The following is a 13524-nucleotide window of genomic DNA, read 5'->3' as shown; positions in this document are numbered from 1 at the left end:
TTTTTTCCGTCTCTAATTTTTCGTTTAATCTGGATCAGTTATCAGGATGATCGACATGACTTATGGTATTCAAAGCATGGCTGTAATTGGTGTTGGCATTATGGGCAGTGGTATTGCTCAAATTGCCGCACAATCAGGTCATACCACTTATTTATATGACACCAAAGAAGGTGCTGCGCTACAGGCCAAAGAAAAGCTGGCAGCAACATTTCAAAAGCTGGTCGATAAAAATAAAATCAGCGCTGAACAGGCGGAAAATGCCAACAAACATTTGATCGTTGCAGCGCAACTTGAAGATTTAAAAGCCTGCGACTTGATTGTGGAAGCGATTATTGAGCGTTTAGATATCAAACAAGCGTTGATGCAACAACTCGAAGAGATCGTTTCAGACACCACTATTTTAGCCTCAAATACTTCATCGCTTTCAATCACAGCCATTGCAGCAAACTGTAAAAAACCACAACGTGTAGTCGGTTTCCATTTTTTTAATCCGGTACCACTGATGAAAGTTGTGGAAGTGATCCAAGGATTAAAAACGGATCCACGCATTGTAGCTGCATTAAATGAGCTATCACGTGCATTTGGTCATCGACCTGTTGTTGCCAAAGATACCCCAGGATTTATTATTAATCATGCGGGGCGCGCCTATGGCACCGAAGCGTTAAAAATCTTAAATGAAAACGTCTGTGACATCAGTGAAATTGACCGCATTTTAAGAGATGGTGTTGGTTTTAGAATGGGACCATTCGAACTCATGGATTTAACAGGACTGGATGTATCACATCCTGTAATGGAGTCGATTTATCATCAATACTATGAAGAAGCCCGTTACAAGCCCAATCCATTGACCAAACAAATGCTTGAAGCCAAACAACTTGGGCGTAAAGTTAATCAAGGCTTTTACCACTATGAAACAGGCACAAAAACAGGTGAAAAACCTGCACAGTTTGTTGAGCGTTTAACCAACTATCCAAAAGTTTGGATTGCAGCTGATTTTGCTGAAGATAAACAACAACTGGAAGATTATTTAATCCAGCAAAATATTGTCTTAGATACAGGTTTAGAACCATTACCTGAGAGTTTATGTTTACTCGCTTGCTACGGTGAAGATACCACCCAAGCAGCGACACGTTTAAAAGCCAATCCACAACAAGCTGTTGGCATAGATATGCTATATGGCATAAGCAAACATAGAACGTTAATGCCGTCACTGGCGACAAGCACTGAGTATCGTCAAGCAGCCCACTCTATGTTTAATTTAGATGGTGCTATGGTCAGCATGATCGCTGAAAGTATTGGCTTCGTGGCACAACGTGTTTTAGCCATGGTGATTAATTTAGGTTGTGATATTGCACAACAAAATATTGCCAGTGTCGATGATATCAATGCCGCAGTCCGTTTAGGTTTAGGCTATCCATTTGGCCCTATTGAATGGGGTGATCATATCGGTAGCCAAAAAATCTTACTCATTCTCAATCGTATCTCAACACTGACCTATGACCCACGTTATCGCCCTAGCCCATGGTTACAACGTCGTGTCGCATTAAATTTACCGCTTACTTTTAATTCTGGATTTTGAAAAGGAACTTCTCAATGTTAAATGCCTATATTTATGATGGTTTACGTAGCCCGATTGGTCGTCATGCAGGTGAGCTTGCTTCAGTACGTCCAGATGATTTAGCTGCGGCAGTTTTGCAAAAGCTTCTTGAAAAAACTGGGGTTCCGGGTGCAGCGATTGAAGATGTTATTTTAGGCGATACCAACCAAGGTGGTGAAGACAGTCGTAATGTTGCCAGAAATGCCCTATTAATCGCGGGCTTACCTGTGACTGTTCCCGGCCAAACTGTAAACCGTTTATGTGCAAGTGGTTTGGGTGCTGTGATTGACTCTGCACGTGCCATTACCTGTGGCGAAGGCGACTTGTATATTGCAGGTGGTGTAGAAAGCATGTCACGTGCTCCATTTGTGATGGGTAAAGCTGAATCTGCCTATAGTCGTGAGGCCACAATTTACGACACCACAATTGGCTCACGCTTTCCAAACAAAAAACTGATTGCACAATACGGTGGTCACTCAATGCCTGAAACTGGTGACAATGTCGCAGTTGAGTTTGGCATTACCCGTGAACAGGCAGATTTATTTGCTGCCCAATCACAAGCAAAGTATCAAACAGCCAAACAAGACGGTTTTTTTACTGATGAAATTACCCCAATTGAAGTCTTTCAAGGCAAAAAGTTACCACCAAAACTGGTTTCTGAAGATGAGCACCCTCGCCCAAGCTCAACGGTTGAAGCCTTAACCAAATTAAAACCATTATTTGAAGGTGGTGTCGTCACTGCTGGAAATGCGTCGGGTATTAACGATGGTGCTGCTGCATTGCTCATCGGTTCCGAAGCAGCGGGCCAAAAATATGGCTTAAAGCCAATGGCAAAAATCTTGTCAGCAGCAGCAGCAGGTATTGAACCTCGTATTATGGGTGCTGGTCCAATCGAAGCAATCAAAAAAGCCATTGCACGTGCAGGGCTAACTTTAGATGATATGGATATCATTGAAATCAATGAAGCTTTTGCTTCACAAGTATTATCTTGCTTAAAAGGTTTAGATGTTGATTTTAATGATCCGCGTGTCAACCCAAATGGTGGTGCAATTGCCATTGGCCATCCACTTGGGGCTTCTGGTGCACGTCTTGCACTGACAGTTTCGCGTGAGCTGATCCGCCGCAATAAGAAATATGCTGTCGTTAGCTTATGTATTGGCGTAGGACAAGGCTTAGCCATGGTGATTGAAAACGTGTCATAACATTGACTTTTTAATCACTAACCGAGTATCCATTCATCACAACAGCGCAGTGATGAATGGATTTATTTTGCAGAGCGAAATATAATAGCCAAACTGTTGCTTTATTATATTTGAGTATTGAATGTCTCAGAATTCAGAAACTGAACAACCTATAAATTTTGATGAGATACGTCTTGATCCTATTTCACATATTCATCGGGAAAATAACCCCCAATTTATCGCTTCTTTAGCACGTGGTTTAGAGCTATTACGTTGTTTTTCTGCCAACAATCAAGTCTTAGGTAACCAAGAACTGGCAAAAATGACGGGTTTACCAAAACCAACCATTGCGCGGATAACCAATACATTAGTGTCATTAGGCTATTTAAAACAACTACCTAATTCCACCAAATATACCTTGGATATCGGTGTTTTATCTTTAGGCTATGCAGCCTTGTCCAATATTTCTATCCGTAATATTGCACATCGCTATATGGAAGAAATGAGCCAATATGTACAAGCACCGGTTGCGATGGCAACCCGTGACCGTTTAAACATGGTCTATATCGATGTGGTTCAGATCGAAACTGCTTTAAATATGCGCCGTCCCATCGGCTCAACCCTACCCATTCACAGCAGTTCCATGGGTCGAGCTTGCTTGGCGGCTACACCTGAACGTGAGCGTAACTTTTTACTGGATGCGCTTAAACAAAAAAATGCTGAAAACTGGCCTGCAATTAAACGTTCTTTAGAACGAGCTTTCCGAGATTATCAAGATTACGGATATTGCCTTTCTTTAGGTGAATGGCATAAAGAAGTAAACTCTGTTGCTGTACCTTTAGTCAGCTCCAAACATGGTCTTTATGTGTTTAACTGCGGTGCACCAAGTTTTCATTTAAACCCTGAAAAACTTGAAGGTGAAATTGGACCCCGTTTAATCCATATGGTGCACAACATTCAAGATGCTTTGAGTGAAACGCCTTAACAACGATGTTTAAAATCAGATGCTTAAAATCAGCAGATACATGGTTGTGTGGATTAAAAATTCCGATTTCATAATGACAAACCATAGGCATGATGAAAAACACTCTCTATACCCCAACCATTATTTTAATGGCAGTTGCAGCAGGCATCTGTACTGGTGGGAATTATTTTAGCCAACCACTGATTCATTCCATTAGTCTAAGTTTAAATTTAGCAGATACCACCACAGCATGGGTGCCTACTTTAGCGCAAATCACCTATGCAGCAGGTCTGCTATTTTTAATGCCTTTAGGCGATATTCTCGAAAAGCGTAAGTTGTTATTTATATTTATGCTGCTTGCCTCAATTGGGCTAATTATTAGTGGTTTTTCCCACAATATTTATCTGTTAATGCTCGGTACCATCATTACAGGATTATTTTCTAGTTCAGCCCAACTGTTGTTACCACTGGCTGCCAGTCTGGTTCCAATTCAACATAGTGGTCGTGTTGTTGGTTTTTTACTGAGTGGGTTAATGATGGGTGTCTTATTGGCACGCTCATTATCAGGGATGATGTCGACGCTTTTTGCTTGGAATGTTATTTATCTACTCAGCGGTTTTTTATTATTGCTCATTGCGATTATTTTGTACCGTAATATTGGCTTATTTCCTCCAACCAAATCTGAAAATTATCTCAAAACAATTCACTCACTGCCGCAAATCTTTATTCAAAATCGTCGCCTAAGAATCAGAACCTATATTGGTGGATTAACCTTTGCCTGTGTAAGTTTAACCTTTACCACCATGTCTTTACTCTTAGCTCCCGCACCTTATTTTTTCAGTGATTTTACGATTGGCTTATTTGGATTTGTCGGTGTTTTAGGGACATTCGTTGCCAATTTTTCAGGTAAATTTATTGATCAAGGCTATATTCATAAAATTTCGATATGTTGTGGTATCGGTCTGATCTTAAGTTGGCTATTGTTTTTGTTGCTCCCTTATCATTTTATCTTTTATATCATTGCCTTACTTATCCTTTACGCCTCACTCTCGGCTGTTCATGTCACCAATCAAAGTATTGTCTTTAAGCTTAACCAACAATTACGTTCACGTTTCAATGCGATTTATATGACAGGTTATTTCGCTGGCGGTGCTTTAGGGACCACGGGTGGAAGCTATGCATGGAAACATTTTGGCTGGACAGGTGTATGTATCTTGGGCTTAGTTTTTGCCCTGCTGTGTTTATATTATTGTCTTGCAGATGCTAAAAATCAGCACAATTCATAGTGTTGTGCTGATCTTTAAAAGCAGTCTTTCATCATCGAGATAAAGCTGAACTCAAATAGATATTTATAAAAGCCCGAATAAACGCCCACGAATAATGTCTTCTGCATCTTTTACAATACGGTTGACCAGTTCATCACATGTCGGAATGTCATGGATCAGACTGGCAACCAAACCACATGACCACGCCCCAGCATTGACATCACCATCGATCATCACTTTAGGATAAACACCTGCAACTTCTTCAATGATATCTTCAAATTTAATCTGGTCACCAAGTGCTTTTTCTTTGGCTACAATTTTTTCTACAGCCGCATTATTCATAACACGCTCAGTATTACGCAAAGCACGCATAATTAAACGGGTATCTCTTTCCGTAGCATTCAGGATCGCCTGTTTCACATTTGCATGCACTGGCGCTTCTTGAGTTGCAATAAAACGCGTTCCCATATTAATGCCATCCGCCCCCATGGCTAAAGCGGCAGCAAGTGAGCGTCCATCAGCCATACCACCTGATGCAACAAAAGGAATTTCTAAGGTATCGGCAGCTAAAGGCAATAAAATCATATTCGGTACATCATCTTCACCGGGGTGCCCACCACACTCAAAACCATCGACAGAAACAGCATCACATCCAATTTTTTGAGCTTTTAGACTATGCCGAACCGAAGTACATTTATGAATTACTTTAATTCCAGCAGCCTTTAAATAAGGCATGACCTGTTCAGGATTACGACCTGCTGTTTCTACAACTTTTACCCCACCCTTAATAATTGCCTCGACAAAACCCGGATAATCAGGTGTATTGACTGTGGGTAAGAAAGTTAGATTGACACCAAAAGGCTTATCGGTCATTTCTCGACATCGGGCAATTTCTTTTGCTAGATTTTCAGGTGTTCGCTGGGTTAAACCGGTAATAATGCCTAACCCACCCGCATTTGAAACTGCAGCAGCCAGCTCGGCAAAACCGACATAATGCATACCGCCTTGAATAATCGGATGTTCAATTTCAAATAATTCTGTAATTTTGGTTTTCATATTCTTTCCACTCACTATTTTATATTTAGAGGCTCATTTCTTAGCATCCTATGCTTATCGATGATTTATTAAATCTGATCGATCATGAGTCCACTGTATTCTCACTTTGTTTGCAAGGTGACGAATTTAAACAAGCACTGAGTGCATTGATGAAAAAAAACACCCATTTTCCGTAAGCAAACTATTTAACATGCATCTTATTAACATGCATCTTATTAAAAAGGCCAACAATGCAGATTGTTGCTGGCCTTTCAGTTTTAAAGCAATAAAATTAACTAATTTCAGTGCGGATATTATTCACCATATGCAGAAGACGCGGTGCAATATCCTCTTCAAGTTTTTCGCGGTTCATAATAAAGCTTGGTCCGCCGCAGTTAAATACCAGTAGACCATGTTGTTCATGAATCAAGGGGACTGCCACTGAATTGACATCTTTATGCCATTCACCAATTGAAAAACAATAACCAAAATCTTGATAATCTTTAAATGCCTTATCTAAATCACGGTTAATCTTGATCCAATCGTCTTTATGTTTGCTACGGATTGCATCAAGTAAAAACTCTCTTTCATCTTCAGGCATTGCAGCCAGACATGCACGTCCCATTGAACTTAAATGAATCGGTAAATAAGTACCGACTTGGCGACGCATGGTCATATTGCCCTTGCCTTGTACCACATCCAAATAAATCATATTTAGACGATCACGCGTTGCCATTGCCACAGCAGCACCCGCATAATCCGCTAAGTTTTTCATATAGGGGTGTGCAATATTACGGATAGACACATTAGAAAGCATGGAGTAACCAAACGCCAAAACCCCAACTGAAAGTTGAAATTTGCTAGAATTTGGGACCTGCTTGATATAGCCCAAACGTGACAATGTGTGCGTTAAACGGGTAATGGTCGGTTTAGGCAAACCGGTCATTTGTGATAACTCTTGATTACCCAAATGCTGATGTTTTGGGGTAAAGCAACGTAAGAGTTCTAAACCACGTCCTAAAGCTGTAATAAATTGACGATCATTTTCATCTTGCATATCTTCAATCGGATGCAATAACTCATGCCTCAAAGGCGCTAATAATTTTTCTGTTTGTTCTGCATCTACGGCATCATTCATGGTTATACCAATTCACATATTTGTTTCGCACTGCGAAAATTATAATCTATTTTTTCTATAAATAGCAAAAAGCAATCATCTGATTCACTTTGAAAATAAAACGATGCATCCATCTCGATGTGAAAAGTCTAAATTTGCTTATTTTATTGAAAAAACTGGCTTTAGACTGCTCACATCATCTATTTAAAAACTATCCTATCACGCCTTTGGCTTTTAACTCATCAAGTTTTGCTGGAGAGATAATACGGCCTAAGATTGTTTGAGTATGTTCGCCTAATAAAGGAGGCGCATTTCTATACTCTACAGGTGTACGTGAAAGCTTAATCGGAGAACCCACCACAGTAAGTTTTTCACGTTGAGGATGTTGCATTTCTACCAGCATCTCTCGCGCAATCACTTGAGGTTCATTAAAAGCTTGTTCTAGATTATTAATCACACCAACGGGCACTTTAGCAGCATAAATTGCACTTACCCACTCATCGGCAGTCTTGCTTAAAAAATGCTTTGATAAAATTTCGATCACTTCATCACGATGCTTAACACGATCTGCATTACGGGTAAATCGAACATCATTGGGTAACTCTGGCAAACCAATACTTCTACACAGTTGGATAAACTGGGTGTCATTACCACAAGCAATGATAAACTCTCGGTCAGCGGCTTTAAACAATTGATAAGGCACAATATTGGCATGCGCATTGCCATAACGTACCGGCACTTTACCAGATGAAAGATAATTCATTCCTTGATTTGCCATTGTGGCAATTTGCACATCAAGTAAAGCCATATCAATATGTTGCCCTAAACCTGTTACATGACGATTGAGCAAAGCAGCTTGTATGGCAATGGTTGAATATAGTCCCGTTGATAAGTCTGAAAATGCGACACCTACTTTTTGCGGACCACCACCAGGCAAATCATCTTTTTCACCCGTGATGGACATCAGTCCACCCATTCCCTGAATGATAAAATCATAGCCAGGTTCTTCTGCTCTCGGTCCATTTTGACCAAAACCCGTAATCGAGCAATAAACCAGTTTAGGATTAATTTCTGATAAAGAAGCATAATCCAAGCCATATTTTTTCAAAGAACCAGCTTTGTAGTTTTCAATGACCACATCGGTATCTTGAATAAGTGCTTTGATGAGTGCCTGCCCTTCAGGATTTGCAATATCTATTGCAACAGAAAGTTTATTGCGATTGGTCGACTGATAATAAGCGGCTTCTCGTGTCTCTTGTCCGGCATCATCTTTCATCCAAGGTGGTCCCCAAGAACGCGTATCATCACCTAGTTTCGGTCTTTCAACCTTAATCACTTCTGCGCCTAAATCGGCAAGAATCTGTCCACACCACGGTCCAGCCAGTACTCGACTTAAGTCAAGTACACGAATTCCATTTAAAGCACCCATGTTTATTCCACTAACCTTTGATTAATTTCCTACAGGAAAATTTATTTAATATAAATTTCGCATAGCGATATATATTTTTAATATACACAGAAAACTTAAAAAATAAAACTTAATTTTTTCATCAAAAGTGATGATTTTTATTCAACAAATATAGATTAATTAAATCAAATAATTAGCCAACTGAAAAACAAGCACAATATACCGCATTGCGAAATTAATTTTCAAAATATATTGTTTTCTACTGATCCTTTGATTACTATCGCATCAATATGCAGGGTTTTAGCAACATCTCCTCGATGTTTTCAACATGTTGTACAAAGGACAAGACTATGATTCGAGATCAGGAAACACTCAAACAACTGGTAGATATGATTCGACAGTTTGTAGATGGTGTCCTCATTCCTCATGAGAATGAAGTCGCAGAAACAGATCAAATCCCTCAAGCCATCATTGAGCAAATGAAAGCTTTAGGTTTGTTTGGACTGACGATTCCAGAAGAATATGAAGGTCTTGGCTTGACCATGGAAGAAGAGGTGTCTATCGCTTTTGAACTTGGACGTACTTCGCCTGCCTTTCGTTCACTGATCGGCACCAATAATGGAATCGGTTCGAGTGGTCTGATTATTGATGGTACCGAAACTCAAAAATCATTTTTCTTGCCCCGTTTAGCACGTGGTGAAGTGATCAGTTCTTTTTGCCTAACTGAACCAGATGCAGGCTCAGATGCTGCCTCTTTGAAAACCCGCGCAGTAAAAGAAGGTGAGTTTTATATTTTAAATGGCACCAAACGCTTTATTACCAATGCACCTCATGCAGGGGTATTTACGGTGATGGCACGAACCAATCCAGACATTAAAGGTGCTGGTGGAATTTCTGCTTTTATTGTAGATCGCAAAACCGCAGGAATCTCTCTAGGTAAAACAGATAAAAAAATGGGGCAAAAAGGTGCGCATACCTGCGATGTGATTTTTGAAAACTGTCGGGTTCCTGCCTCAGCACTGATTGGTGGTGTCGAAGGTGTAGGATTTAAAACCGCAATGAAAGTCTTGGATAAAGGTCGTTTACATATCGCCGCAATCAGTGTCGGTGCTGCCATACGTATGTTAGACGATACTTTAAAGTTCGCCCTTGAGCGTAAGCAATTTGGACAAGCGATTGCTGAATTTCAACTGATTCAAGCCATGCTTGCTGACTCCAAAGCAGAAATTTATGCAGCGCAATGTATGGTTTTAGATGCGGCAAGACAACGTGATGCTGGGCACAACGTCAGCACAGAAGCATCATGCGCAAAAATGTTTGCCACTGAAATGTGTGGTCGCGTGGCCGATCGCTGCGTACAGATTCATGGTGGCTCTGGCTATATCAGTGAATATGCCATTGAACGTTTTTACCGAGATGTACGTTTATTCCGTCTCTATGAAGGCACCACCCAAATTCAACAAATGATTATTGCGCGAAATATGATTCGTGCTGCGTCTTAATTAATTTTTAGGCACTTTAAAACGATTTGAAGTGCTGTAAATCAAATGTAGGTAATGGATTATGGCGACAAACTACAATACACATCTCTCTTCAATACAGCCTCATACTTGGAAAATTGCATTTATTTTTGCATTTTTAGCCTTGTTGGTGGATGGTGCCGATCTGATGCTGCTGTCTTATAGTCTCAACAGTATTAAGGCAGATTTTGGTTTAAGTTCCGTGCAGGCAGGTATGCTGGGTAGTTTTACCTTGGCGGGTATGGCTGTTGGTGGGATATTTGGGGGATGGGCATGTGACAAATTTGGTCGAGTACGGATCGTGGTTATTTCTATTCTCACCTTCTCACTACTTACATGTGGACTAGGCTTTACCCAAAGTTTTCTTGAATTTGGGCTATTACGCTTTTTTGCTTCTCTCGGACTAGGCTCGCTTTATATTGCCTGCAATACCTTGATGGCGGAATATGTACCTACACGTTACCGTACAACGGTATTGGGTACCTTACAAGCAGGTTGGACGGTTGGCTATATTGTTGCAACGCTACTCGCTGGATGGATTATTCCAGATCATGGCTGGCGTATGCTGTTTTATGTTGCCATTGTACCGGTGTTGATTGCTGTTTTAATGCATCTTTTAGTACCAGAACCACTCGCATGGCAACAGTCTCGTTTACAACAACCAACACGTGACAAAAATTCTGAAGAAACTTCAGCATTTAAACTGATTTTTAAAGATAAACGAAATCGTAATATGTTTATCTTGTGGGCGCTCACAGCAGGCTTCTTGCAATTTGGTTATTATGGGGTAAATAACTGGATGCCTTCATATCTAGAAAGTGAATTAGGCATGAAGTTTAAGGAAATGACCGCATATATGGTCGGTACCTATACCGCCATGATCCTCGGTAAAGTCCTTGCGGGGATGATGGCTGATAAACTTGGTCGTCGCTTTACTTATGCCTTTGGTGCGATTGGGACTGCTATTTTTCTACCACTGATTGTTTTTTATAACTCACCCAGCAACATTTTATATTTACTGATCGCTTTCGGATTTTTATACGGTATTCCTTATGGTGTAAATGCCACCTATATGACGGAAAGTTTCCCGACAGCGATTCGTGGTACAGCGATTGGTGGTGCTTATAACGTGGGGCGTCTTGGTGCAGCACTTGCGCCTGCAACGATTGGCTACTTGGCATCGGGTGGTTCTATTGGTTTAGGTTTTGTGGTGATGGGAGCTGCTTATTTAATTTGCGGCGTTATTCCTGCCCTATTCATCAAGGAAAAACTCTACGATCCGCAAAAATCGTAAAAGTAGACCTTGTAAAATCAGTTATCCCATTTTAAAGCCAGCTAAATCTAGCTGGCTTTTTTGTGGATATCATTTTGAATTTGCTCATCAAGCAGCCCTTTTTTGATGCTTTTTTATTTGATATTTTTACCCCAATAAATTAAAATACCGCCAAGCGAAATAGGATTTCTTTTTATGAAAGATTTACAACGAGAGTCAATGGAGTTTGACGTAGTGATCGTAGGCGCAGGCCCTGCGGGTCTTTCTGCTGCGATTAAAATTCGTCAATTAGCGCTTGAAAACAATCTTCCAGACCTTTCCGTCTGTGTGGTTGAAAAAGGCTCTGAAGTCGGTGCGCATATTCTTTCTGGTGCTGTACTTGAACCTCGTGCAATCAATGAACTTTTCCCTGACTGGAAAGAACAAGGTGCACCTTTAAATGTACCTGTGACTGAGGACAAAACTTATTTCCTCATGTCTGCCGAAAAGTCACAAGAAGCACCACACTGGATGGTGCCTAAAACCATGCACAATGATGGTAACTATGTTATTTCATTGGGTAATGTCGTGCGTTGGTTAGGTCAAAAAGCGGAAGAGTTAGAAGTTTCTATCTTCCCTGGCTTTGCTGCTTCAGAAATCCTTTATCATGAAGATGGTTCTGTAAAAGGCATCCAAACTGGTGATATGGGTATTGGTAAAGATGGTGAACCGACGCATAACTTTACTCCCGGCTATGAACTTCATGCGAAATACACAATTTTTGCAGAAGGTTGCCGTGGACATCTCGGTAAACGTTTGATTGCAAAATACAACTTAGATCAAGATGCTGATCCGCAACATTACGGTATCGGGATCAAAGAACTTTGGGAAATTGACCCTGCTAAACATAAACCAGGTTTAGTAATGCATGGTTCAGGCTGGCCTTTGGCAGAAACAGGTTCTTCAGGCGGCTGGTGGTTATATCACGCTGAAAACAACCAAGTGACCTTGGGGATGATTGTTGATTTATCTTATGAAAATCCACACATGTATCCTTTTGCTGAAATGCAACGTTGGAAAACACATCCACTGATCAAGCAATATCTTGAAGGTGGTAAGCGTATTTCTTATGGCGCACGTGCAGTTGTTAAAGGCGGTCTAAACTCTCTGCCTAAACTAACCTTCCCAGGCGGTTGCTTAATTGGTGATGATGCTGGTTTCTTAAACTTTGCTAAAATCAAAGGCTCTCATACTGCGATGAAATCAGGTATGTTATGCGGTGAAGCTGTATTTGAAGCAATCCAAGCGGGTCATGAGAAAGGTGGCGATTTAGCGGTTGCGCGTGTCGCTGAAGGCGAAGATTTCTTTGCCAAAGAATTGACTGCATATACGGACAAGTTTAACAACAGTTGGTTAAAAGAAGAGTTACATCGTTCGCGTAACTTTGGTCCAGCAATGCATAAATTCGGTTTATGGATGGGTGGTGCATTTAACTTTATCGATCAAAATATCTTTAAAGTGCCATTTACCCTACATGACTTTGCACCTGACTTTAGTGCATTAAAAACTGTAGATGCTGCGACATTTAAACCTACTTATCCAAAGCCAGACGGTAAATTAACCTTTGATCGTTTATCTTCTGTATTTGTATCGAATACCGTACATGAAGAAAATCAGCCAGCTCACTTAAAGCTGACCGATGCTTCGATTCCAGTCAATGTCAACTTACCAAAATGGGATGAGCCTGCTCAACGCTACTGCCCTGCTGGTGTTTACGAGATTATGGAAAATGATGATGGTTCTAAGCGCTTCCAGATTAATGCTGCAAACTGTGTTCACTGTAAGACTTGTGATATCAAAGATCCATCTCAGAATATCACATGGGTAACACCGGAAGGTGGTGGTGGGCCTAACTATCCAAATATGTAAGCTGGATACTTAGGACGATGCTTTAATGCTGCTCACCACTAAACATGCGAGTGTTTAGATAATTTTGTGTAGTATTAATAGCGTCTTTTACCCCAATTTGTCGAGTGATATAAGCTCTTCATTTTCATTATTTAGGTAAGCTTAGTTCCCTAGGGAGCTAAGCTTGAAAGACCAAATAGAATAAGTCTTGGCTCAAATTAAGTTGACTATAACTTAATTTTGCACTTTAATTTTATTGATTAAAAGACACAAATGA

The 13524-nt window shown here is 40.5% G+C and carries 10 protein-coding genes and 1 pseudogene; 8 read left to right on the top strand and 3 right to left on the bottom strand.

Annotated features, from left to right (window positions below; translation table 11 throughout):
• The first annotated feature begins 55 nt into the window (after window positions 1-55).
• The 4 genes from ACZ5QH_RS08310 to ACZ5QH_RS08295 all read left to right on the top strand — a co-directional run bounded on the left by ACZ5QH_RS08310 (window position 56) and on the right by ACZ5QH_RS08295 (window position 5028).
• Complete coding sequence (locus ACZ5QH_RS08310) at window positions 56-1579, top strand: 3-hydroxyacyl-CoA dehydrogenase (protein WP_303577344.1); 1524 nt, start codon at window positions 56-58, stop codon at window positions 1577-1579.
• A 14-nt stretch (window positions 1580-1593) separates the two neighbouring features.
• Window positions 1594-2799, top strand: coding sequence for a 3-oxoadipyl-CoA thiolase (locus ACZ5QH_RS08305; protein WP_303577345.1), 1206 nt, complete (start codon window positions 1594-1596; stop codon window positions 2797-2799).
• Between the two features lie 121 nt (window positions 2800-2920).
• Window positions 2921-3763 (top strand): IclR family transcriptional regulator, encoded by an 843-nt coding sequence (locus ACZ5QH_RS08300; protein WP_004721464.1) that lies wholly within the window; start codon window positions 2921-2923, stop codon window positions 3761-3763.
• An 89-nt stretch (window positions 3764-3852) separates the two neighbouring features.
• The gene (locus ACZ5QH_RS08295) at window positions 3853-5028 is read left to right on the top strand and encodes an MFS transporter (RefSeq protein WP_239045939.1); all 1176 of its coding nucleotides are present in this window, start codon (window positions 3853-3855) and stop codon (window positions 5026-5028) included.
• A 63-nt stretch (window positions 5029-5091) separates the two neighbouring features.
• On the opposite strand, the gene ACZ5QH_RS08290 is transcribed toward ACZ5QH_RS08295, so the two are convergent.
• Window positions 5092-6063, bottom strand: coding sequence for an NAD(P)H-dependent flavin oxidoreductase (locus ACZ5QH_RS08290; RefSeq protein WP_004721466.1), 972 nt, complete (start codon window positions 6061-6063; stop codon window positions 5092-5094).
• Between the two features lie 50 nt (window positions 6064-6113).
• Here ACZ5QH_RS08290 and ACZ5QH_RS08285 point away from each other — a divergent pair.
• Window positions 6114-6239: pseudogene (locus ACZ5QH_RS08285) on the top strand (enoyl-CoA hydratase); the annotation flags it as partial.
• A gap of 95 nt (window positions 6240-6334) precedes the next feature.
• Here ACZ5QH_RS08285 and ACZ5QH_RS08280 read toward each other — a convergent pair.
• Window positions 6335-7180 (bottom strand): IclR family transcriptional regulator, encoded by an 846-nt coding sequence (locus tag ACZ5QH_RS08280; protein ID WP_004721467.1) that lies wholly within the window; start codon window positions 7178-7180, stop codon window positions 6335-6337.
• A 190-nt stretch (window positions 7181-7370) separates the two neighbouring features.
• Entirely contained in the window at window positions 7371-8588 is a 1218-nt protein-coding gene (locus ACZ5QH_RS08275; RefSeq protein WP_262781827.1) for a CaiB/BaiF CoA transferase family protein, read from the bottom strand.
• 329 nt (window positions 8589-8917) lie between these two features.
• Here ACZ5QH_RS08275 and ACZ5QH_RS08270 point away from each other — a divergent pair, with 329 nt between their 5' ends.
• From ACZ5QH_RS08270 to ACZ5QH_RS08260, 3 genes are all read left to right on the top strand, one after another.
• Window positions 8918-10069, top strand: a complete 1152-nt coding sequence (locus ACZ5QH_RS08270) for an acyl-CoA dehydrogenase family protein (protein ID WP_303577346.1) — start codon at window positions 8918-8920, stop codon at window positions 10067-10069.
• Window positions 10070-10130: 61 nt separating this feature from the next.
• Window positions 10131-11381, top strand: a complete 1251-nt coding sequence (locus ACZ5QH_RS08265; RefSeq protein ID WP_004820519.1) for an MFS transporter — start codon at window positions 10131-10133, stop codon at window positions 11379-11381.
• Between the two features lie 174 nt (window positions 11382-11555).
• Window positions 11556-13268, top strand: coding sequence for an electron transfer flavoprotein-ubiquinone oxidoreductase (locus ACZ5QH_RS08260; RefSeq protein ID WP_303577347.1), 1713 nt, complete (start codon window positions 11556-11558; stop codon window positions 13266-13268).
• The last annotated feature ends 256 nt before the right edge of the window (window positions 13269-13524 follow it).

This window comes from Acinetobacter sp. Ac8 (assembly GCF_055392545.1).
Note: the sequence above shows the minus strand (reverse complement) of the source record. Positions and strands in the feature narration are given on the sequence as shown.